The organism is Streptomyces sp. CBMA123 (assembly GCF_014596465.1).
Classification (GTDB): Bacteria; Actinomycetota; Actinomycetes; order Streptomycetales; family Streptomycetaceae; genus Kitasatospora.
The window spans coordinates 220,690-241,627 of record NZ_MECK01000001.1 but is presented as its reverse complement, the minus strand read 5'-3'; the positions used below and the strand labels follow the sequence as shown (position 1 = coordinate 241,627).

At 71.7% G+C, this 20,938-nt stretch carries 23 protein-coding genes; 9 read left to right on the top strand and 14 right to left on the bottom strand.

Annotated features, from left to right (window positions below):
* The first annotated feature begins 31 nt into the window (after positions 1-31).
* The 8 genes from BG452_RS01150 to BG452_RS01115 all read left to right on the top strand — a co-directional run bounded on the left by BG452_RS01150 (position 32) and on the right by BG452_RS01115 (position 7,290).
* Complete coding sequence (locus BG452_RS01150) at positions 32-1,051, top strand: monodechloroaminopyrrolnitrin synthase PrnB family protein (protein WP_188302188.1); 1,020 nt, start codon at positions 32-34, stop codon at positions 1,049-1,051.
* Positions 1,048-2,157, top strand: a complete 1,110-nt coding sequence (locus BG452_RS01145) for a hypothetical protein (RefSeq protein ID WP_188302187.1) — start codon at positions 1,048-1,050, stop codon at positions 2,155-2,157. The genes BG452_RS01150 and BG452_RS01145 overlap by 4 nt, the downstream gene beginning before the upstream one ends.
* Positions 2,157-2,801, top strand: a complete 645-nt coding sequence (locus BG452_RS01140) for a class I SAM-dependent methyltransferase (RefSeq protein WP_188302186.1) — start codon at positions 2,157-2,159, stop codon at positions 2,799-2,801. The genes BG452_RS01145 and BG452_RS01140 overlap by 1 nt, the downstream gene beginning before the upstream one ends.
* Before the next feature lie 19 nt (positions 2,802-2,820).
* Entirely contained in the window at positions 2,821-3,861 is a 1,041-nt protein-coding gene (locus tag BG452_RS01135; protein WP_188302185.1) for a hypothetical protein, read from the top strand.
* A complete protein-coding gene (locus BG452_RS01130; RefSeq protein ID WP_188302184.1) occupies positions 3,848-5,062 on the top strand; it encodes a hypothetical protein in 1,215 nt (404 codons plus the stop codon). The genes BG452_RS01135 and BG452_RS01130 overlap by 14 nt, the downstream gene beginning before the upstream one ends.
* Complete coding sequence (locus tag BG452_RS01125; RefSeq protein WP_188302183.1) at positions 5,059-5,817, top strand: phosphotransferase; 759 nt, start codon at positions 5,059-5,061, stop codon at positions 5,815-5,817. Before BG452_RS01130 ends, BG452_RS01125 begins: the two co-directional genes overlap by 4 nt.
* Positions 5,818-5,838: 21 nt before the next feature.
* Positions 5,839-6,567 carry an HAD family hydrolase gene (locus BG452_RS01120; protein WP_188302182.1) on the top strand — a complete coding sequence of 243 codons (729 nt, stop codon included), beginning with the start codon at positions 5,839-5,841 and terminating at the stop codon, positions 6,565-6,567.
* Between the two features lie 99 nt (positions 6,568-6,666).
* Positions 6,667-7,290, top strand: coding sequence for a 2'-5' RNA ligase family protein (locus tag BG452_RS01115; protein ID WP_188302181.1), 624 nt, complete (start codon positions 6,667-6,669; stop codon positions 7,288-7,290).
* On the opposite strand, the gene BG452_RS01110 is transcribed toward BG452_RS01115, so the two are convergent.
* Positions 7,239-7,484 (bottom strand): hypothetical protein, encoded by a 246-nt coding sequence (locus tag BG452_RS01110; protein ID WP_188302180.1) that lies wholly within the window; start codon positions 7,482-7,484, stop codon positions 7,239-7,241. The genes BG452_RS01115 and BG452_RS01110 overlap by 52 nt on opposite strands.
* Positions 7,485-7,614: 130 nt before the next feature.
* Between BG452_RS01110 and BG452_RS01105 the strand changes: the two genes are divergently transcribed.
* A complete protein-coding gene (locus BG452_RS01105) occupies positions 7,615-8,088 on the top strand; it encodes a hypothetical protein (protein WP_188302179.1) in 474 nt (157 codons plus the stop codon).
* Here BG452_RS01105 and BG452_RS01100 read toward each other — a convergent pair.
* The 13 genes from BG452_RS01100 to BG452_RS01040 all read right to left on the bottom strand — a co-directional run bounded on the left by BG452_RS01100 (position 8,064) and on the right by BG452_RS01040 (position 20,884).
* On the bottom strand, positions 8,064-9,065 hold the full coding sequence (locus BG452_RS01100) for an endonuclease/exonuclease/phosphatase family protein (protein ID WP_188302178.1): 1,002 nt from the start codon (positions 9,063-9,065) through the stop codon (positions 8,064-8,066). The two genes, BG452_RS01105 and BG452_RS01100, sit on opposite strands and share 25 nt — an antisense overlap.
* A gap of 159 nt (positions 9,066-9,224) precedes the next feature.
* Positions 9,225-10,166 carry an NUDIX domain-containing protein gene (locus BG452_RS01095; RefSeq protein ID WP_188302177.1) on the bottom strand — a complete coding sequence of 314 codons (942 nt, stop codon included), beginning with the start codon at positions 10,164-10,166 and terminating at the stop codon, positions 9,225-9,227.
* 37 nt (positions 10,167-10,203) lie between these two features.
* A complete protein-coding gene (locus BG452_RS01090; protein ID WP_188302176.1) occupies positions 10,204-11,088 on the bottom strand; it encodes a protein phosphatase 2C domain-containing protein in 885 nt (294 codons plus the stop codon).
* A 110-nt stretch (positions 11,089-11,198) separates the two neighbouring features.
* The gene (locus tag BG452_RS01085) at positions 11,199-11,831 is read right to left on the bottom strand and encodes a DUF5753 domain-containing protein (RefSeq protein WP_188302175.1); all 633 of its coding nucleotides are present in this window, start codon (positions 11,829-11,831) and stop codon (positions 11,199-11,201) included.
* Between the two features lie 55 nt (positions 11,832-11,886).
* Positions 11,887-13,881: an ABC transporter ATP-binding protein gene (locus tag BG452_RS47555; RefSeq protein ID WP_188302174.1), complete on the bottom strand. Its 1,995-nt coding sequence runs from the start codon at positions 13,879-13,881 to the stop codon at positions 11,887-11,889.
* A gap of 161 nt (positions 13,882-14,042) precedes the next feature.
* The gene (locus BG452_RS01075; RefSeq protein ID WP_188302173.1) at positions 14,043-14,531 is read right to left on the bottom strand and encodes an NUDIX domain-containing protein; all 489 of its coding nucleotides are present in this window, start codon (positions 14,529-14,531) and stop codon (positions 14,043-14,045) included.
* Positions 14,532-14,596: 65 nt separating this feature from the next.
* Positions 14,597-15,181, bottom strand: coding sequence for a kinase (locus tag BG452_RS01070; protein WP_188302172.1), 585 nt, complete (start codon positions 15,179-15,181; stop codon positions 14,597-14,599).
* Positions 15,178-15,618: an NUDIX hydrolase gene (locus BG452_RS01065; protein WP_188302171.1), complete on the bottom strand. Its 441-nt coding sequence runs from the start codon at positions 15,616-15,618 to the stop codon at positions 15,178-15,180. The genes BG452_RS01070 and BG452_RS01065 overlap by 4 nt, the downstream gene beginning before the upstream one ends.
* Before the next feature lie 425 nt (positions 15,619-16,043).
* Positions 16,044-17,939 (bottom strand): glycoside hydrolase family 15 protein, encoded by a 1,896-nt coding sequence (locus tag BG452_RS01060; RefSeq protein ID WP_188302170.1) that lies wholly within the window; start codon positions 17,937-17,939, stop codon positions 16,044-16,046.
* Between the two features lie 31 nt (positions 17,940-17,970).
* The gene (locus BG452_RS01055; RefSeq protein ID WP_188302169.1) at positions 17,971-18,450 is read right to left on the bottom strand and encodes a hypothetical protein; all 480 of its coding nucleotides are present in this window, start codon (positions 18,448-18,450) and stop codon (positions 17,971-17,973) included.
* Positions 18,451-18,570: 120 nt separating this feature from the next.
* Positions 18,571-18,777 carry a hypothetical protein gene (locus tag BG452_RS01050; protein ID WP_188302168.1) on the bottom strand — a complete coding sequence of 69 codons (207 nt, stop codon included), beginning with the start codon at positions 18,775-18,777 and terminating at the stop codon, positions 18,571-18,573.
* A gap of 35 nt (positions 18,778-18,812) precedes the next feature.
* Positions 18,813-19,331 (bottom strand): hypothetical protein, encoded by a 519-nt coding sequence (locus BG452_RS01045; protein ID WP_188302167.1) that lies wholly within the window; start codon positions 19,329-19,331, stop codon positions 18,813-18,815.
* Positions 19,332-19,363: 32 nt separating this feature from the next.
* Entirely contained in the window at positions 19,364-20,884 is a 1,521-nt protein-coding gene (locus BG452_RS01040) for a Mur ligase domain-containing protein (protein WP_188302166.1), read from the bottom strand.
* Between the last annotated feature and the right edge of the window lie 54 nt (positions 20,885-20,938).

Below are 20,938 nucleotides of genomic sequence, written 5' to 3'. Positions count from 1 at the left end.
GGCAGCTCGCCCCGGGCCGCTGGGAGAACCCATGACGCTCACCCGCGACCTCGACTCGTCCATAGCCGCGCTCGACCCGCTCGGTGCCGACGCGGTGATGCGGGCCCTTCCCCAGGCCAACATCGCGGCCGACACCACGTGGCTCCGCACCCGAGCGATGCGGCTCTCCCAGCACGCCGCCCGGATCCGCGACGTCGCCCATGCCCGGGCGGCGTTGCGGGACCTGGGCATGCTCACCGCCTCCCTCGCCCGCCACACCGGCCGGCCCTGCCCGCCGCGCGACGTCGAGGCGGCCATGCTCCACCTCGGCGCCGTCGCCGACGAGGTGCCCCGTGAGAGCGTCTACTCCTACGCCACCCGCAACCCCCGCGGGCCCCGGCGGCGCTCCTTCACCGACACCTCCGGCGAGCACCTGTTCATCGACGAGGTCACCGCCGCCAGTCACGCCCTCGACACCGCGATCCTCCATGGCTCCCACCTGGCCGAGGCAGACGACCAGGACACGGCCGATACCCTCGCCGACCTCGTCCACCAGCGCCTCCAGGCTTTCGCCGCGCACCTTCTGACCGTCAAGCGCAGCCTGACGCCTCAGTACTTCACCGGTCAGCTGCGGCCGTACTACCCGCCACTGGAGATCGCCGGGCACACCTACTACGCGCCCGGCGGCGCCCAGATGCCGCTGCTCGTCCTCGACGTCATGCTGCTGAGCCAGGCGGCAACCGGCGAACTCGCCGCCTGGTACGAGCAGTACCTCGACGACAACACCCTCTACCTGCCCCCGCACCACCGCGCCCACATCGAAAAGGCGCGCCACGCGCCGGGACTCGCCCGCCTCGCCCAGCAGCACCCGCACCTGCGGCCCGCCGTCGCCCTGCTGATCGGCGACCTGCTGCGGTTCCGTCTCCCGCACCGACAACTCGCCCGCGCCAACATGGCCGTGCGCGACGACGGCGCGCTCGGCAGTGGCGGCTACACCGCCGACGCGCTCGACCAGCTGCTGGCCGTCACCGAAAGCGCCCGCGCCCTCCTCAACCCAGGGAGCCCCGTGTGAGCACCACCGCCTCCGGCATCGACACCGACTTCCCGCCGTTCCCCCTCGGCGCCCAACGCTCCGCGCTCGCCGACGCCCCGGCCGTGCCGCCCGAGCCCGTCACCACGCGGGTCCGGCTGGCCTACCCGAGCCGGATCAACGCCATGGCCCTGGACTCCAGCAAGATCGTCCCCAGCCAGGGTGCCTACCTCGCGGGCGAACTCCTCTTCGCCTGCGACCTCGTGCGCGACGTCGAGATCGACATCGTCGAGGACGGCCCCGCCGTGCAGACCGCCCCGGACTGCGACCACCCCGTCCTGGCCCGGCACGCAGCCCTGCTGATGCGCTCGGCGCTGGGCATCCGCGAACGCCTTCGCGTGCGGGTCACCGCCCCCGACCTGCCCGCTCACCTGGGCCTGGGATCCAGCAGCGGCCAGATCGCGGCCGTGGCCGCCGCCGTCAACGAGCTCTACGGGCGCCCCGTCACCGCCCGCCGGCTCGTCAAGTTCCTGGCCCTCAACCACGGCGAGGAGATCGACGGCGACGACCATCGCCTCCTGCCGGTCCAGTGCCTGGGCGGATCCGCCACCGCCGGCCTCATACCCGGCGCGGTCCAGGTCATCGCCGGAGCCCACGTGCCGCTCCTGCAAGCCGGCCTGCCCGAGGACATCGACATCGTGCTCGGCATGCCGAACGACCCGGTGATCTGGGACGCGCGGGCGAGCCTCGCCGCCGAAGCCGTCCACTTCGACGCCTTCACCGCTACCGGCCGCACCTTCGGCCCCGAGATCGCCTACCGGCTCCTGCACGACGCCTGGCCCGCCCTCACCGACGGCGACCTGCGACCGCTGGGCAGCCTGCTGTTCGACTACCGCTTCCGCATGGGAAGCCTCGCCAACTGTGCGTTCTCCCACCCGGACCTGCTGGCCACCGGAGAGAAGGTCGAGCACATCTTCACCGACCGCCTCGCCGACGTCCTCACCCTCTCCTCGGTCGGCCCCACCTTCGCCGCCCTCACCCGCACCCCAGAGGCGTGCGAGCAGGTGTTCGCCGACGCCGGCCTGAACACCCTGCGCTGCCGCCCCCACAACACCGGCTACACCCTCAGCGCCCGGGAGGAGCGGTGATGCGCGAACGCCCGGCCCGCACCGGCGCCTACTGGAACGACGAAGCCACCGTCGCCGCGTTCACCGCTCTCGCCCCGCCCGCCTACCTGACCGACCTTCTCGCAGAGCCGGCCCCCGAGGGCGCATGGGCGCTGGACGCGGGCTGCGGAGCCGGCCGCAACCTGCCCGCCCTCGCCGCCGCCGGATACCGGGTCCTGGCCGTCGACCTGCACCCCGGCATGCTGGAACAGGCCCGCCGCCGGCACAGCGGGCCCCGGATCACCTTCGCCGAAGCGAACGTCACCCGCATGCCGCTGGCCGACCGGCAGGCCCACCTCGTCCTGTGCCACGGCGTCCTGCACAACCTCCACCACCGCCAGGACCTCGCCGACGCTCTTGTCGAGCTGCACCGCGTCCTCGTGCCCGGCGGCACGCTCTCACTGAACACCTTCACCGCCGCCCACCTCGACCCGTGCCTGAGCGCGCTCGGCGACGACGTGTACGCCCTGCCCAACGGCCAGCACATGACGCTCCTGGACCCCGCCGACCTGCTCGTCCTGGTCCGCGCCGCGGGCCTGTCCATGCGCGGGCCGGCCGCGCAGTACCTCAGCCCGGGCGACCCCGGGCAGCGCTCCGTGTGGCGCGCCATCCTCAGCCGGCCATAGCCGCGCGGAAGGAATCACCATGCTCCTCGTCGCAGCCACCACCGACGCTCCCGCCGACCGGGACATCGCGTTCACCCAGCTCGCCGACCCCGCACCCGGCCCCGCTCTCGTCCTCGCCGAACACATGCTGCGCGGCCTCGTGTGGCACCAGGCCGACGGCAGCTCTCAGCCGAAGGCCGCAGAAGGATCGGTCCGCGTTCCGCTGTGGGCCTGCCACCTCGACCACGAGATGGGCGAGGCCACCTTCTTCGCCACGGTTCAGTGGCGCCCGGACGCCGCCGTCCTGGCACGCTTCGACCGCACCGCGCCGCCCGCCGTCGATCCCGCCGAACTCGCCTCGTGGGCCGCGGAGGTCGTCCAGCAGAACGCGCTGGTCAACTTCCCCGTCCCACGCCCCGGCCAGCGCTCTGCCGAAGGTCCGGAGGCGGAGGTGAAGATCACCCTCACCAGCCGGGTCAACCCGCTCGCCGTCGCCCGACTCCTGCGCGACCACCTGCCCGCCACCGGCGTGCCGGTCTTCGGCCCCACCGTCCACCGGCGGATCCTGCGCTCGGACATCTACCTGCCGCCCGGCGGCAGACGACGCGAGTACGCCGCCCTGACCCCTCGCCCCGACGGAACCTGGTGGGCCAAAGCCAAGGTCCTCAAGGACGGCCGGCTCCACAAGAGCATCCGCCCCGCCGCCACCCGTGACCAGGCCCTGACGCTGGTCACCGATGCCCTCGGTCCCCCGCGCCTGGTCCACGCGGGCCAGCTCCACCGCACCACCTGGGACATTTCCACACCGGCAGACCCGGACGGCCACTGGGCCACCGTCACCGTGGACACCACCACCCTCGCCCCCTGCCCCGGCACCCTCCAGCAGGTCGAGATCGAATACGGGGCCTGCTTCACCGCCGATAGCGCCACGGCCTCCGCCGCCCGGATCCAGCGGGCCGTGGCCGACGCAGCCGACACCGTCGCCGCCGTATTGACGGACCACCACATCCCGCACACCCTCAACGGCCAGAGCAAGATCGAACACTTCCTCGCAGCCGGAGACGCCGATGCCCGCCACTGACCAGGCCATACCCGCGCTCGACGCGCTCCTCGACGGCACTGTCGAGGCCGCTGCCCTCGACCCGTGGTGCGGCGAGAAGACCACAGTCCGACTCAGCGGCCTGACCGTCGACGTTCTCGCATCGACCAGCGCGGCAACCGCCTACGTACGACGCCTGTTCACTCCGGCCAGCCCGCTGTGGAACCCCAACCCCGCGACCACCGCCGACCCGGACGCGACGATGCGCTGCCTCGCCCTGCCACACGCCCAGGTCGCCGCACTCGCCGAGCGCGTCCGCCACCGCGCCACCGGCGCCCCGAGTCCCGTGCTGATGCACGTCCACGCCCCCGCGGCCTGGCACCAACTGCCCGCTGGCCCGACGCTGCTGACCGACCCGGACGCCGACATCGCACCGCAGATCGTCGTCCGCCACCCGGACGGCTACACCGTCATCACGTGTGACGACACCGACGCGACGATGAACGCCGCCCGGCACCTGAGGGAGATCGGATATCGCCGGGCCGAAGACGACGGCTGGGTGTGCCTGCACGCCTCGGCCGCCACCCTCGACGGCCGCGGCATCCTCATCGTCGGCGACTCCGGAGCCGGCAAGTCCAGCCTCGCCCTCGCCCTGTCCGCCGCCCAGGGCGGCGCATTCCTCTCCAACGACCGCACCATGGTCACCACAGAGGCGGACGCCGCGCCCCGGGCCGTCGCCATGCCCGGCCCCATCCGGCTCAACGGCGGCACCCTGCAAGCCCTCGGCTTCGAGAACGCCCGGCAGTGGAACCTCACCCGGCCCAAGCCTGCGACCGACACCGACTGGCAGACCTTCCACGGCGCCAGCAAACTGCACATCCTTCCCGTCGAATGGCACGAGCGCACCGGCACCCCGCTGACACCGGACGCGACCGTGGACCTCATCGTCTTCCCGCAGATCGTCCAGGACACCGAGGAACTCCAGCTCCAGCCGGCGCGATCCGGGCCGGCGCGGGAACTGCTGGCAGCCCAGTGCATGTCGCCGGGCGACGACGTCTACGTCCAGGACTGGCTCGGCATCCGCACCAGCACCACCGATCGCCTGGCCGGCCACGGAGCCCACGTCCTCGACACGCTGGCCGGCCGGCCCACCCTGCGCCTGCGCTTCGGCACCCGCACCCCGTACGCCGCCGTCACCGCGGCTGTGCGCGCGACCCTCGACGACCGGACGCCGCGGACGTGAGCGGCGCCGCGATCCCGCCGACCAACCGGCTTCTCCAACTGCCCGGCGCGGTGATCAAGATCTACCGCGAACCCTGGCGCGCACACACGGAGAAGGCCGCGCTGCAGCGGCTCGCCGAAGCACGGATACCCGCCCCGACCGTTCTCGGGGCCGGCCGCATCCGAGGCCGCCGCCTCCTGGTCCTGCGCCGTCTGCACGGCTCGCCGGCGGGAGTCGGCGAGGATGCGGCCCGGCACGTCATCACCTACCTGCAGGCCGTCCACCAGATCACCGGTCCCGGCTTCGGCCGACTCAACGACCCCTCCGCCGCGAGCTGGGGGGAGTACCTACGGGCGCGCCTGGTCTCCTACCATGACGCGCTCGCCCACCACGGTCTCCACGACGCCGCCGATGCCGCCGAGGCGCTTGCGCACTCGCCCTTGCCCGAACCTGCCGCACCTCACCTCCTGCACAACGATCCCGAGCCCGGCAACTTCCTGCTCAGGACCACCGGCACCGCCGGCCTCGACTGGGAGCTGGCGATCTACGGCGACCCCGGCCTCGACTACGCACGAACCGCCCACGCCCTCGGTATCCGCCCTGCCAACCTGAGTTGCATCCTCGCCGACCACGGCATCCCGCACTCCGAGGAGAACCTGGCCGCCTACCGGTCCGTTCATCTGCTCGGCCGCCTCATGTCCGCGGTCACCGCGACTCCACCCGATCCTGGCGCCGTCCAGCGCCACATGCGCGACCTGACCACCAACGCCACCTGACAAAGCGACAGTGAGGCCTACATGCAGGGACATCCCCGCCGCGAACGCACCAGCACACCAACCGACCGTCATCAGCCGACCGGAGACATCGCGCGCGAGGCACCTCCCATCACTGCGTCGCCGGACAGCGACTGTCCCTCACCGGGAACCTGCGACCACGGGAATCCGCCCGAAGACCTGCACCGCTACGAAGCCGTGTTCTTCGACTGGGACGGAACACTCGTCGACAGTCACCCGCTCAACTTCCGGGGCCTGTCAGCTGCCTGCGCCCACTGGGATCTCACCATGGACGAGTCGTTCTACAAGGCCCGCATAGGCACGTCCGGAGCGGAGCTGATCAACGAACTCGCCGCAGCGGCCGGTACCGCGGTGCCGGCCGACGAGGTCGTCGCCCTCTGCCTGGAGATCATCCTCGGCGAGATCGCGGGCTTGCGGACCTACGCGGCGGTGGTCCGGATCGCCGAGTCCCTGCACGGCCGTATTCCCCTGGCCATCGCCTCGGGCGGTGCCCGCCGAGCCGTCCACGCCGGCCTCGATGCCACAGGCCTTCGGCCCTTGTTCGAGGACATCGTTACCGGCGAGGACGCCCCGCGGGGAAAGCCCGACCCGGGCCTGTTTCTCCTGGCAGCGAACCGCCTCGGCGTCGAACCTGCCCGCTGCCTGGTCTACGAAGACTCTCCCGAAGGCATGCAAGCGGCGCACGCCGCTGGCATGCGCGCCGTGGACGTCCGCTGCTTCCGCAGCAGCTGAAGAACCATCGAGCCATCAAGAATCCGAGCAGTGCACTGCAGCACGGCACGGACGGCTACCGACAATGCCTCACCCACTCACAGAACCGGGAGCGAACCCGTGGACAACTTCTTCAACCCCAGCAGGATCTGGAAGAACGGAGGTCCCTACCCGCACTTCCTGGTCTTGTTCGACCAGCATCCCGAGTACCGCGAGTACGTCCGCGCCCACGCCGAACTCCTCTCCCAGTACCCGCACTTGGGCGTCATCCCGGAGCCGTGGCTCCACTCCACCGTGCAGGGCATCCACCATCACGTGACGCCTGAGCAGATGGAGCGGCTCGAGGACGCCGCGCGGCAGGAGCTGAGGACCATGCAGCCGTTCACGGTCCAGCTCGGCCCCACGTGGCCCGGGGTCACGGCGATCACCGTCGCCGTCTACCCCGAGGACGGCATGGCGGAGCTGAACAAGCGGGTCCGCGCTGCGGCCTCCTCGGTGGCGGGCATCAGCCTGCGTGCCCCGGAGTCCCGGTTCTGGGCGCATACCAGTCTCTGCTACGCGAGGGCGGACAGCGACCCCACGACCGACCGGAAACTCAACCGCGAACTGCGCGGGCTTCGCCCCGAGCGGGTCGAGATCACCATCGACCGGGTGCACCTCGTCTCCCAGCGTCAAGACCCGCAGCAGGGCATCTACACCTGGGACGACGACCCCGTCGAACTCGTCTTCGGGGTCTCCGCCTGACCATCTGTGGCCGCCCGGCCGGCTACGTCGGCGGCGTATGCCATCCAGTCGCCGGCGCTTGCTCGTTGCCACTGGATGGCCACCGCGATGTGCAGGCCGAGCATCTTGGCGAGGATCGCGGACGGGATCTCGGCGGCGAGGGTGAACAACGCGGTGTTGCGGCTCTGCCTCGGCTTGACACCGATGTCGCGCACTCGCCTGATCATCATGGATTCGCTCAGCGGCTGACCGGCGTGCCGGCCGGGGAAGAGCCACGTGCGGGTTCGCGCCCATCTGATGCAATACCCGAGGCTTGCCGTAGCCGCAGGACATGTGGGCCCAGAAGTGTTCCTCGGCAGGAGGGAGGTCGAGGCCGGCCGTGGTCAGCCCGGCGCGCACGCGCTGGTAGAGCTCCGCCGGTCCCTGCTCGGGCCAGATCTCGACGATCCCGGCGGAACCGGATGCCCGCGCCGGGCCGATCTCGATGGTGAACGGTTCCAGAGCGTCCAGTTCACGCTGGACCGCGACCGCGGCGGCCTTGAGCATCTCGCTGTCGACGCGCGAGCCATTGCCGGCCAGCGGGTTGATCTTCTGGACGGTCATGTGGAGATCTTCCTCGGTGATCGAGGAGATCACGTCCGGGTACAGGGAAGTGATCTCCCGCAACCTGGCGAAATACGCGCAGACCTGCGCCTGGTCCTGCGGCAGCCACAGGACGTGCGGCTTGATCCAGTCCTCGTCCGGCCCGTCCGGGTGACCCCATTGCCTGCTGAGCGACATGAACTTGCGCACGCCTATGCCTCCTTGGCCTCGTGGTGAATCTTGGACGGGTCTATGTTGACCACGATCAGCAGGTGATCGGAGGCCGCCTCGGCGGCCGGGCTTCGGTGGGTGTGGTAGCCGACCAGCGCCGGAGCCACGGGCCGGGTCGCGAGGGCGAGGTCGATCCGGCGCCGTCCCCACGGGTCCGGGTCGCCCTTGCCGTCCTCCCAGTGCCCCACGGTCGGCTGCCACGGCGCGCCGAGGTGCGCGGCGGCGTCGACCATGAAGCCCCGGCGCAGCAGCATCGCGGTGGCCCGGCGGTCGGCGAGGTTGGTGTCGCCGATCGTCTCGGGGACGCACTGGTACTCGAGGTCGTCGTGGTCCTGGTCGGTGTAGGGCTCTTCGTCGTAGGGCCGTTCCACTCCGGCGACGGTGATGGTGGCCGCGGAGATCGAGTTGAAGTCGCCCAGGGCGACGCCCGGCTTGGCGCCGCCGGTGCGGCGGAAGGCACCCTTGAGCCGCCGCGCCTCGTTGGCCCGGAAGTCGGGCCGGAACGGGTCGCCGTGGTAGCTGACGACGAGCAGCGGGTCCTGCGCGCCGACATCGAGCTGGATGGTGGTGCAGCCGTGCCAGTAGTCCGGCGACCCGTACGGACGGAACCCGCCAGGCACCGCGGGGACCTTGGCGGTGTTCCACAAGGTGGTTGTGTACCAGGGGCGGTGGGCGTTTCGGGCCATCGCGACCGGGCCGGTGCTGCCGCCGGTGCGGATCGTGGTGGCGGTGAGGCCGCAGTCCTGGGCCAGGCGCGTGATGACGCCGGCGGCCTGGGTGTCCCAGCGGCGAAGCCGCTTCGCTTCGTCGACGATGCCGTCCTCGTCGGCGTCCTCGGGCGCGTTTTCGTCGACGACGATTTCCTGCAGGCACAGGATGTCCGGGGCGACCTCGCGGATCGCGGTGACCCGGGCCTGCCATCCGGGCGTGTCGACGTCGTCCGGATGCAGCTTGTAGGCGTTGAGGTTCGCGAGGCGGATCACGGTGAGCCTCCTTGAGATGGGAAACGGGCAGCGGCGCCAGCGACGGCATGGGGCCGGGAGCGGCGGCAGCTGGGGCAGAGGGTGCGCGGTGGTGGCCGGGAGGGAAGCCGCCGTGGTTGGTGGGTTATGGGCGGGCTGCGCGGCTCAGGCGGTGCGCGGCTACGGGTTGTGGTCTCGGTCGAGGAGGCGGGCGGCGTGCAGGAGCGCGGCAACGCTGCCGGCTTCGCGGATCACGCCGTGCTCGACCATGGCGAGTGCTTGCTCCAGGGGCGCCCAGTGGGCGGTCATCCCGGCCTCGGTCGGATCGCGGCGCAGTTCACCGGGTTCGAGGCCGGTGGCGAGGACGAGGTGGGTGCGGGCGCGGGTGGAGCTGGGCAGCGGGTGGATCTGGGCGATCACCCGACAGGCGGTGGCGCGCCAGCCGGTCTCCTCCTCCAGCTCGCGCCCGGCTGCGGCTTCGACGGCCTCGCCGAGCTCGATGCCGCCGCCGGGCAGGTGGACGAGGCGGCCGTGGAGGTAGAAGGCGTCTTCGACGAGCGCGACCTGGCGGCGGTCGTCGAGCGCGACGACGCGCACGCCGTCGCGTACGTCGATGTGCTCGTAGATGTCGGGTTGGCCGTCCGGGCGCAGGATCTGGTCGCGGTGCAGCGTCAGGCGCGGCCCGTGGTGGAGGGCCTGGGTGCTGACCGTGGTCCACCCGGTCTCGGGTGCGGTGCGGGCCGCCGCGTCCAGCGCCTGGTAGGCCGCGAGCAGGGCGGGCGTGCAGGCATGGAAGGCGGCGGCGAGTTCGGCGTTCGCCGGCCACTGATCGGCGATCCGGCCGATGGCGTGCGTGGCGGGCAGCTGCCGGCGCCATTGCTCGAACTGCTCGGCCAGGGCGCGCACCGGGGCGAGCTGCTCCAGCGCCTGCGTCACCGTGCGGGCGAGCAGGGGCGCGGGGTGGGCGGCGAGCACGGCGTCCAGGCGCTCGGCGAGCACCGCCGCGTCGCGGCCGATCCGGTCGGCGCCGCCGTCGCGGGCGGTGGCGATCGGCGGGCGGGCTCGCATCTCCGTACAGGCGGCCCAGGCCGCCTCGCGCACGGGGTCGGTCGTCCAACTCATCTTTGCGCTCCGGTGGTTGATGTCTGGTGCTCGGACGCTACTGGCCGTCGCCGGGGGTTCGGTGCAGTGGCCACCAGACGAGTGCCTTGTCGTCGCCGGTCTTGTAGCGGGGCCAGAGCTGCCCGGCGGGGTCCTTGCGCTCGGCGAGGTCGATGGCGTCGGCGACCGCGTGCGGCCCGTCTCCCCGGCATGCGCGGGCGAGTTCCTCCCAGGAGTACAGCTCGTACTCCTCGACGGCGGCGGAGATGCCGTCGGTGGCGATCACGATCTCGGCCAGATCGTCGGCCGGCCACGACGCGGTGATCGCGTTGAGGCCCGCCTCGGGCACGGCCTCGGCGATCCAGTACCCGCCAGGGCGGTTGACCACGCTGCCCTGGAAGCCACGCAGCTCCTGGAGGATCTGACAGTGGCGCTCACCGAAGCCGTGGCCGGCGCGCAGAAGCTCACGGTACTCGCGGGCCTGCGGTTGAGCGTCCACGAGAACGGCGAGCCGGTCGTCGCGTAGCGGGTGCACTCCGCCGTCGCGGCCGATGGCGATGACGGGGCTGTCACCGAGGACCGCCGCTTCGATCTGCTCCGCCCGCTGCCGCACGATCGCCACGGTGGAGGCCGGGGCCGAGCCGGGGACGAGCGCGTGGTTGGTGGCCACGGCGGCGATTGCGGTGGCGAGCACCTGGCGCAGGTCCATGTCGGAATCCCGGGTGAGGAGTTCGGCGATGCCCGAGCCCAGGGTGTCGGCGTACCAGCCGCCGCGGGGGTGGTCGTCGGTGACGGTGGAGACGCCGTCCAGGACGATCACGGCTCGGTCGGTGGTGACCACCCGGTCTTCGCTGGGGCGAGCGGGCCCGGCGAGTTCGCCGATACGGACAGTGGAGCCGCCCACCAGGGCCGTACGAGAAGCAGCACTGGGATTGCTCTGCATGAAGAACTCCGGTCTGATCTGGACAGGTTCGGACGAATGTCAGTGCTGCGGCACGGTAGGGCCAGTGGGCCGGCAGCCCGAGGCACTCAACGGCCATGGCCAGGTGGGAATTACCAGCTGTGCAGAGCCTCGGTGATCAGTGCGCGGGCGCCGGGCCCATAGACGGCGGACTCCTGGAGGAGCCGGAACGCCCGGTGGAAGAGGGCGACGCGCTTGGGGTCGGTGATGGTCTCGCAGCCGCGGTAGCCCTCCACCTCCACGCGGGTGCTGTCGTGGATGCCGAAGCCGTCGCCGGGGTAGACGTGCAGGCGGGCTCGGGCCGGGATGATCCCCAGCTGCAGGCCCGGCGTGTCGAGGGCGGCCAGCAGGTGCTCGAGCTGGGCGCGCATCACCTCCGGTCCGCCGATGCCGGTCAGCAGGGCCTGCTCCCCGAGCAGCACGTGGTAGGTACGGCCGTCCTGCCCGAGGTAGCGGGCGCGGGCGGTGCGTTCGGCCGCGCCGGCGTGCGAGTCGTCGGGGAGCTGGTGCAGTTGGGCGACCATGCGCAGGACTTCCTGCGCGTACTCGGGGGTCTGCAGGTTTCCCCAGATGAGGTCGGGGCTGTGCCCGGCGTAGTCGCTGGTGGCGGCGACGAGTTCGTGGAAAGCTCGCTGGATGTGCTCGGTGCCGCGGGCCAGCAGGTCGTCCCACGAGGTGGCGGGGGCTGACGGCTGCGGTGTCTCGGACGGGGTCGGTGCACTCACTGGCTGCTCCCTGCTGGTCGGATCGGCTCGGATCGGGGACGACTGAGCGAACGGGTCAGGCGCTGGCGGTCGTCGGCGCGCTCTGGTGGGGCAGGCGGTCGCCGAGGTCGTACTGGGCGGCCTGGAGGAGATAGCTCTCGCGGTAGCGCGTGGCCGGTTCCTGGGCCATCAGCTCGGAGTGGCTCCCCTGTTCCACGAGGCGGCCGTGGTCGAGGACGAAGATGCGGTCGGCCTTGGCGGTGGCGCCGAGTCGGTGGGTGATGAGGATGACGGTGACACCGAGGGAGGTGAGCTGGCGGATCTGCTCGAACGCCTCGACCTCGGTTTCCGGGTCCATTGCGGACGTCGGCTCGTCGACCACCACGAGGGCGGGAAGCCGGCCGTGGGCGTCGGGCGTGGTCAGGCGCAGGTGGGTGCGGGCGAGGGCCACCTTCTGCCACTGGCCGCCCGAGAGACCCACTCCGCCTTCGAAGCCCTTGGCGATGAGGGTGTCCCAGCTGCGGGGAAGCTCTTCGATCACGGGGTGGAGGTCGGCGTAGTCGGCGGCAGTCTCCAGTTGCTGCTGGTGGCAGGCGACTTCGGGGCGGCCGAGGAGCAGGTTGGCGCGCAGGGTGAAGGACCAGCGCTGGAAGTTCTGCGCGAGCAGGGCGACGCTGCTGAAGAGCTGGTCGCGGTCGGCGGTCGCGGTGTCGATGCCGTCCCAGCGGACGCGGCCCTGGTGCGGCTGGTAGACCCCGCACAGGATGTTGGCCAGGGTGGACTTGCCCGAACCGTTGGCTCCCACCAGCGCGATGACCTTGCCCCGGGGGATCGTGAGGGTGACCTTGTCCAGCGCGGGGGTGTCGCGGCCGTCGTAGGTGAAGGAGACGTCCTCGACGGTGATCGTCTCGGGGCGCTCGGGCAGCGGTGCGCCGCCGGCGGGGATGGCCCGGCGGTGGCCCTCGCGGCGCAGCTGGTCGAGGTCGCGGACGAACAGGCTCTCCTCGTACAGGCCGTTGATCTGGGAGACGAGGCCGCCGATGCTCGCGGAGCCGGTGCGGATGGCGACCACGGCGGTGCCAGCGGCGGCGAGCGGGATCGTACCGTTCATGACGAGCGAGCCGAGGAGGGCGAACGCGCCGAGGGTGGCGGCGCCGGCCAGGGCGGCGGAGAGCAGGTCGGTGCGGGCCTTCGCTCCGGCGAGGCGAGCCTGTTCCTGTTCGGCGGCACGGGCCATCTGCTCGTAGTGGTGGAGGATGAACGGCCCGGCGGCGTGCACCCGCTGCTCGGCCGCGGAGTAGGGGCGGATCAGCATGTCCGCCAGCAGGGTGCTGGCCCGGTTGTGCTGGAGCCAGGCCCGGGTGGAGGCGTAGTGGCGCCGGGCGGTGCGTACCGCGCCCCATCCCCGCGGGGCGGCGATCAGCACCAGCATGGGCAGCAGGGCGGGGTGGAGGACGGACAGGACGCCGGCCGCCGAGACGAGGCCGAAGGTGGCGGTGAGGACGGAGGTGGCCTGGCCGATGATGCTCTGCAGGGACATCGCGCCCCAGCGGGCGCTGTCGACCTCGGCGAGGAAGGCCGGGTCTTCGATGGCCTCCAGCTCGGAGCGGCTGACGATGCCGAGGAACTCGATGGTGGCCCGGCGGAAGACCGCCGGCTTGAGGCGCTCGCCCGCCCAGCCCGATCCTGCGGACAGCACCGAGGACAGGCCCGCGATCACCCCGACCGCCACGATCGCCGGCGTCGCGGCCCGCAGCACGTCGGCGACCTCGCCGGGAGCGAGCAGCGCGGTCAGCGCGTGGTTGGTCGCGATCAGCGCGACGGCCGCCGCCAGACCGCGCAGCAGCTCGGCGCCGACCAGGGTCACCAGCGCCACGCGGTCGGCGTCCCAGGCCATCCGCCCGGCCAGGCGCAGGAAACCCGGCATCTGCCGCGCCACCGCCCAGAACGTCACCTTGCCGCTGGCCATCTCATGCTTGGCCCAGCCGTAGTCGTAGCGCATCGGCCCGCCGAACAACAGCTGCTCGCTGTCCGGTACTGGATCCGTCGAGGTCTCGGGTGCGCTGGTCACATACTCCCTTTCGCCGAGGGGGAATCGCGGTGGTCGGGCGCCGATGCCGTCAGGGACCGGCGTAGCCGCAGGGCTGCCGGTACGGACCGGGCAGGGTCGAACCGGCCGGCACCGTGCCGGGCGGGCGCCACTCGCCCGGCATGGTGTCGGCCGGGCGCCGGTCACGTCTCGACGAGCTGGCGCCCGCCGGAGGCGGGGTCGAATCCGTGGGTGGAGAACGCGGGCCCGCCGGCCAGGTATGCCTCCACCGCGGCCTTGGAGGTCGGGAACATCGGGCTGGGCAGGACGGCGGCGGCGGGGTGCCAGCGCACCTCCAGGTGCTTGTCCGGTTCGACGTTGGCCAGCTCGCCCGTGAACTCGCTGGTGGCGAAGACGAACAGCACGAACCCGCCGCGCCCGTCCCAGCCCTCCTTGGCCTGGATGGTGTGCACCAGACGCAGGTCGCACGGCCGGGCGATGAGTCCGGCTTCCTCACGCAGTTCCCGGGCGGCAGCATGGGCGATTTCCTCCCCGGGGTCGACCTTCCCGCCGGGGATCGTCCAAGCCGGGCCCGGGGTCCAACTGCGCTTCGCGTAGTGGACCGTGGCGATCCGATCAGTCGCCACGTCGTGGACGATGACGCCGACCGACAGCCTGCTCGTCTCGTGCATCAGAGGTGCTCCTGGGTGAAGGTTGAGGGGAAAATGGAGGGGACACGGCGGTCGAGCAACTGCTTCTAGGTGTCGCGCGGAGGCAACTCCGAGAGCGCGGTCTCGCGCATGATGCGCTCAACCGTGTCGCGGAGGGTGCTGTCGCAGCCGATGACGGTCTCGATCCCGCCGGGCAGAACGTCGTGCTCGCGGTACCAGTCGCGCAGTTCCCGCTCGGTGACGGCCGCCAGTAGCGCGGGATCGGCCTTCGAGGCGTGCCGGACCAGCGTCTCGTCGATCGGGATGTCGAGGTAGTAGCAGCGGGTGACACCGCGGTGGTCGCCCACCAGGCGCGTGAGCATCTCGCCGTAGTGATCGGCGTACAGGATGCCTTCGATGACGACGTGGTAGCCGGCGCCCAGCGCGTACCGGGCCACGGTGTCGATCAGGCCGATGTTCGCACCGCCGGGCCGGTCCCGCTCGCGCAGCACGATGCGGCGCAGGTTGTCCTGCGCGACCACGGCCAGGCCCCGACCGAACCGGTCCCGGACGCCCGCCGCCACCGACGACTTGCCCGACGCCGAGTTCCCCCGAACGACCACGAGCCGGGTCTCCGCGCTCCCCACAGGCGTCCCGGTGACCGGGAGCCCCGGGTGGCTCGTGGTGCTCATGCCGACCAGCCGACGACGGACAGCGGGCGGCCGGCGGTGATCTGCGCGAGCGCGTCGGCGGTGTAGCCGACGATCGGCTTCGGAAGCCCGTCCAGCGGCCAGAAGCGCAGGGCGGTGCACTTGTCCGGTTCGCGGTTGGTGATCTTGCCGGTGTACGTGCGGGGGGTGAAGAACAGCTGGAGGCGTCCGGCACCGTCGTCGGCGTCGAGGTGGTGGAGGGTGTGCACCAGGTCGAGGTCCTCCTCCCGGATGGTGATGCCGAGTTCCTCGTCGGCCTCGCGGACCATGCCGGCCAGGACGGACTCCTCCGCTTCGAGGTGGCCGGCTGGAGCGTGCCAGTGCTGATCGGCGAACGTGGTGTTGGTGCGCTGTCCGAGCAGTACCCGGCCGTTCTCGATCAGGACCAGGTGGACTCCCACAACCAGCGTGTGCGGCACGGGGCGTCTCCTTCCGGGGCGGGAGGGAACCGGAGCGCGGAGCGCCGCCGGTTCAGGGCATGGCGATGCTGCGATCAAACTGGTGATCGTTAGTCGTACGTGAGTGCGTTGGCAGGTGTCCCACCGTAGGCGGCCCGGCGGGGCCGCGTCGGCGTGTCGCGGCAGATGCCACACGATCCGGTGAACAGCCCCAACTCGTCATACCGGTACGGCCGTTGTGGTTCGAACAGGGCAGTGTGCCACGGGGTACTGACAGTCGCGTCATGCTCGTCGGGGGGCGGGCGTTCACGCTTCCCAGGGCGGTGATCCGCTTCTGGAGGCGCTCGGTGTCGCGGGTGCCCCCGAGGTTCCCGTACTGCTGGCGGCCTGGACGGCGATTCGCACCTTCGACCGGCTGACGGTGTTTCGCACCTCGCTGCCGCCCACTACGCCACCACGGCGGCGGGAAGCGCCCGGTCGACGGCGGCACGCGGCCCGGGCGGTGCCGTGAGCCGAGGCTGCGGGCAGTCGGCGAGGCGGACGGCCGCGTCCGCCATGCTCCAGTGGGAGAACCCCTGCGGGTAGTTGCCGAGCTGGCGGCGGGCGAGGGGGTCGTACTCCTCGGCGAGGAGCCCGAGATCGCTGCGCAGGGCGAGCAGCCGGTCGAACAGCGCGCGGGCTTCGGCGTGGCGGCCGATGACGGCGAGACTCTCGGCCAGCCAGAACGAGCAGGCCAGGAAGGCGCCCTCGTGGCCGGCGAGCCCGTCGACGTTGCCGCCGGCTTCCTCGCGGGTTGAGTAGCGCAGCACCAGCCCGTGCTCGGTGAGATCGCGCTGGACGGCTTCGACGGTGCGGATGACGCGCTTGTCGTCCGACGGCAGGAAGCCGATCAGGGACAGGAGCAGCAGGGAGGCATCGAGGGCCCGGCCACCGTAGGACTGGGTGAAGGTGCCCGTCTCGGGGTTGAAGCCGCGCGTGCAGACGTCGGTGTGGATCTCCTCGCGCAGGCGGGCGAGACGGACGAGGACGGCAGGGTCGGTGGCGCTCCGGCGTTCCAGCAGCCGCAGGGTCCGGTCCACGGCGACCCAGCACATCACCTTGGAATGGGTGAAATGCCGTGCTGGGCCTCGGATTTCCCAGATGCCCTCGTCAGGCTCCCGCCAGCGCTGCTCCAGCTGCTCGGCGAGCGCCAAGAGCAGGGCGTCGCACTGCGGGGACGGGGGGAGGCCGGCGTCCTCGGCGAGCAGCAGAGTGTCGGCGAGTTCGCCGTAGACGTCGAGCTGGAGCTGGTCGGCAGCGCCGTTGCCGATGCGCACCGGCCGGGAGCCGTCGTAGCCGGGAAGGTGGTCCAGGACCTCCTCGTCGAGCTCGGCGTCGCCGTTGACGCGGTAGATCGGCTGGAGGCGTTGGGGGTTGACGGTGTCGACCAGCCATCTGCGCCACTGCCGGGCCTCGTCGAGGAAGCCGAGCCGCAGCAGAGCGGCGATGGTCAGCGCGCTGTCGCGCAGCCAGACGTAGCGGTAGTCCCAATTCCGTTCGCCGCCGAGCTGCTCGGGCAGGGAGGTGGTGGGCGCGGCGACGACGCCGCCGCCCGGGTGGCAGAGTGCCTTGAGGGTGAGGGCGGAGCGTACCGCGGCCTCGCGGTCCGGGCCGGGATAGGTGCAGCCGGCCGCCCACTGCTCCCAGAACTCGGTGGTGGCGTCGAGCTCGGCGAAAGCGTCGGGTGGGATGGGGGCGGGGCGGTGGGAGGGCACCCAGGTGAGGGTGAGTACGACGCTCTGGCCGGCGCGGACGGTGAAGTCGGCCCGGCACACGCCCCGCCCGTTGGCGGTGTGCTGGGGGCCATCGAGCCAGTACGAGTCCGGGTGGGCGACCACCCAAAGCCGCTGGGCTCCGCGGGAGAGCCGCTCGATGTGCGGCCTGGTGGTGCCGTAGCGGGGACGGGGCCGGAAGACGCTGGCGACGCGGACCTCGCCGCTGATGCCTTCGACGATCCGGATGATCCGGGGCTCCGCGTGGTCGCTGACCGTGGGCGCCGGCATGAAGTCGGTGACCGCAACCGTGCCGGCCGGGGTGTCCCACTCCTGGCGCAGGACGAGGGAGTTGCCCACGTAGTGGCGGCGGTCGGCAGCCGGGGGCGGTGCGCCGTCGTAGACGGCCGGGCCGACGCGCCACAGGCCATGGTCGGCGGTGCCGAGCAGCGAGGCGAACACCGCCGGCGAGTCGAAGCCGGGCAGGCAGGCCCAGTTGATGGAACCGTCCGGGCGGACCAGGGCGGCGGACGCGGTGTTGCCGAGGAGCGCGTGGTCCTCGATCCGGGAAGGGGTGGTGGGGGTGCGCATGGGGTCCTGACGTGGGTGGGACGGTGGGTGGTCAGCGGCGAGCGGGGGCGGGGGTCGCGAGCGCAGCGAGGGCGGCGGCGACGGTGTGGGCGAGCGTGTTGGCTACCGGCAACCAGGGCATGAGGCTCGCGAGTAGCACGCGGTTGGCGCGCTGGACGGGGTCGGCCGGGTCGCAGCCGACGACCACCGTCCCGCCGTGCAGGGTGAACAGGCCGGCCTCGTAGCAGTCGTGCACGCGCACGTGGCCGAGCGGGTTCCAGAACATGACGACGTCGGTGCGCCGAATGTTGCGGTCCTGCCAGCCGAATGGGTGCCACGCGAGGTAGGGGTCGGTGGCCGAGTTGCGCGACGGTCGGGGGTTGAGCACCGTGCCGTCGAAGCCCGTGGTCGCGAACAGGTCGACCGCTTCGCTCTGCCAGTCCGGGCAGCCAACGGTTGCCCCGGCGAGGAACACCGCCGGGCGGCCGTCCGGCTCGTACGGCTCGGGTACCTCGACGTATCGAAGGTTCACCGGGCGCCGCCGGAGGGAGTAGGTCCGTGGAGGACGGTGAGGGTGATCATCTGCTCTCTGAGATCGAAAGGGGTGCGGCCCTGGCCCGAACGGCCGCCATGGGTTACTGCGGGTAGCTGTTCAGCCGGACCGGCGGCGGTCGCCAGGATGGTCCGGGTCTTTCGAAGGCGGCGCGCGGTGGCCCACTACGCGATCGGCCACGCCGAGAGTGCACAGGGCGACGACGGCGAAGGTGCCCAAGTAGAGCGGCTGACCGAGGGTGGCGCGGTGCTCCAGCAGGTAGATGGCGCAGCCGCCGACGAGAACGCCAATCAGGAAGCAGAACACGGCAAGCCCGATGCTCCTGATACTTCGTTGACCGCTCACGGTGCCACGGCCCGAGGCACGGCGGCCGGGGCGAGTGGTTCAGCCGGCCAAGCGCGGTCGATGCTGTTCAGCGGTACCAGCTGGGCGAGGACGCCGACGACGACGGCCTGCGGCTGGGAGTCGACGTTCAACTGGCTGAGCAGGCCCTTGGAGTAGCCGCGCATCGTGCTCGGCGCGATGCCGAAGTCTGCGGTCAGCTCGGGCGTGCTCCGCCCGCTCGCCCAGCCGCACAGGATCTGCGTCAGCCGCGGGGCCAGCTGGGGCTTGATGGTCAGTGCCCCGCTGGGGTGCACCGACTGGGTGACGATCCGGTGAGCGGTGGCCCAGGCGGCGAGGTGCAGCACGGTGCGGGTACCGGTCGTGACGAGGACCGCGTCGATCGCGCTGCGGACGTCGTCCCGTTGCAGCTTCGTGTCGGGGTCGGCGGCAATCTGGTCATGGCTGGCGCCAGCGGCGACCAGGACGATCATCCGGCGTTGCGAGGCAGTGAGGTTGGGCAGGGGGCCGATGGCCACGGCGTAGTCTCCAGCGGGGTGGTTCGGGCGGGTCACAGCTGCTGAGGGATCGGCATGCCGGGGGCGGCGAGATGGAACAGCAGCCTCGGCCCGAGCCGCTCGGCCTGGCCGGTGCCGACGACCAGGACGAGGTCGCCCTCGGCGGTCATCTCGAAGATCCGCTGCTCCGGGGCGGGTTCGCACGGTCCGAAGCGGACCCGGTGGACCGCGCCCACTCCGAGCTTCTGAACGGCAGCCCGCTCGACGGCATCCAGCGGGTCGGGCACGGCGCCCTCGGTCAGCGGGGTGCTGACCGGCAGCAGCACCGCGTGATCGGCATCGCCGAGGGCGGCGCCGAGTTCGGCGGCGTGAGCGCTGGTGCGGGCGATGCCGTCCGGTTCCAGAACGATGACAAGCGAGCCCTCGGTGAGCATCCGGGCAGCCATGACGTCCTGGGCGATCTCGCGCGGGTGCCGGGCGCGGGAGTCCACGACGGTGACGCCGGACTGGGTGCCGAGCACGGTCAGCGAACGATCCACCCCGCGGAAGCCGCCGGCGCGCCGGGAGACGGCCTGCGGGTCCTCGCCGATGACCAGGGCGGTGGCGATGGCGGCGCACACGGCCAGGGCGTGGTGGCGACCGGCGACCGGGAGAATGAAGGCGTGGTCCGTCTCCTCGTAGCGCAAGGTGACGCGGAAGTCCTCGCCGGTCCAACGGGGTGCCATGATCCACACGGTGTCGGCCGGGTCGAGGCCGACGGTGACCACGCGCGGTCCGGGCCGGCCAGCCAGGCGCTCGCACAGGATCTTCACGCTGCTGTCCCAGGTTGGCAGCACGACGGTGGCAGCGCGGCGGGCGAGGAGCTCGGCGGCATTGAGGCCCTCGATGTTGTCCTCGAAGTACGGGACGTTCGCGCCGGTGGTCAGGATCAGCGCGGCGGTGAACTTGGGCTCGTGGGCGAGGAAAAGAGGTGAGGGGCGGTGCTGCTGGGCACCCGGCGTGGCGGCCTCGTGGGTGGCGGTGTCCGGGCAGAAGTCGACCACGATTCGGCTGTTGCCGGCGTGCCCGGCGCCGCCCGCTCGTGCCGGGGCGTTCAGCACCCAGCCTGTCGCGCCGTCATCCAGCACGGCCGCCAGGGCGGCTGCCGCGGTAGTGGTGCTGTGGCTGCCCGCCACCGCCACCGATCCGCCTTCGGCCTGGGCGCACAGGGCCCTGAGCGCGACGGCCCGGCTGAGGATCGGCAGCTGCAGATCCTGGGCGCGGTCGAGTTCCGGATGCGCGTCGGCAAGGACACCCGGCCACACCACCGCCGTGCGGTCCGTGCGTACGTGCTCGGGCGCGAAGCCGACCTCCACTTCGATGCCGGCTGCCCTCAGCGCGGCCACGACCGGGCTGTCCCGGTCGGTCTCGGGAACGCTCCCGATGACGTCGGCTCCAGCTCCGGCCAGCCACAGGGCCAGCCCCTCCATGCCGGCGGTGGCGACATCGACCAGATGAGCGGCCCTCAGCACCTCGGGCAGGACCGGACGAGGATCGGTGACGGTGCGGCTGTCGGGGCAGGTGGTGGTGTCCATGAGGATCTCCAACAGGGAAGCGGACTGAGAGGGACTGGACCGGACCGGACCGGT

What these genes read in the sequence shown, in the direction of transcription:
- BG452_RS01150 (WP_188302188.1), top strand. Translation starts at nt 32, where the DNA reads ATGACGCTCACCCGCGACCTCGACTCGTCCATAGCCGCGCTCGACCCG.
- BG452_RS01140 (WP_188302186.1), top strand. Translation starts at nt 2,157, where the DNA reads ATGCGCGAACGCCCGGCCCGCACCGGCGCCTACTGGAACGACGAAGCC.
- BG452_RS01135 (WP_188302185.1), top strand. Translation starts at nt 2,821, where the DNA reads ATGCTCCTCGTCGCAGCCACCACCGACGCTCCCGCCGACCGGGACATC.
- BG452_RS01130 (WP_188302184.1), top strand. Translation starts at nt 3,848, where the DNA reads ATGCCCGCCACTGACCAGGCCATACCCGCGCTCGACGCGCTCCTCGAC.
- BG452_RS01120 (WP_188302182.1), top strand. Translation starts at nt 5,839, where the DNA reads ATGCAGGGACATCCCCGCCGCGAACGCACCAGCACACCAACCGACCGT.
- BG452_RS01095 (WP_188302177.1), bottom strand. Translation starts at nt 10,166, where the DNA reads ATGAGTTGGACGACCGACCCCGTGCGCGAGGCGGCCTGGGCCGCCTGT.
- BG452_RS01090 (WP_188302176.1), bottom strand. Translation starts at nt 11,088, where the DNA reads ATGCAGAGCAATCCCAGTGCTGCTTCTCGTACGGCCCTGGTGGGCGGC.
- BG452_RS01075 (WP_188302173.1), bottom strand. Translation starts at nt 14,531, where the DNA reads ATGCACGAGACGAGCAGGCTGTCGGTCGGCGTCATCGTCCACGACGTG.
- BG452_RS01070 (WP_188302172.1), bottom strand. Translation starts at nt 15,181, where the DNA reads ATGAGCACCACGAGCCACCCGGGGCTCCCGGTCACCGGGACGCCTGTG.
- BG452_RS01060 (WP_188302170.1), bottom strand. Translation starts at nt 17,939, where the DNA reads ATGCGCACCCCCACCACCCCTTCCCGGATCGAGGACCACGCGCTCCTC.
- BG452_RS01040 (WP_188302166.1), bottom strand. Translation starts at nt 20,884, where the DNA reads ATGGACACCACCACCTGCCCCGACAGCCGCACCGTCACCGATCCTCGT.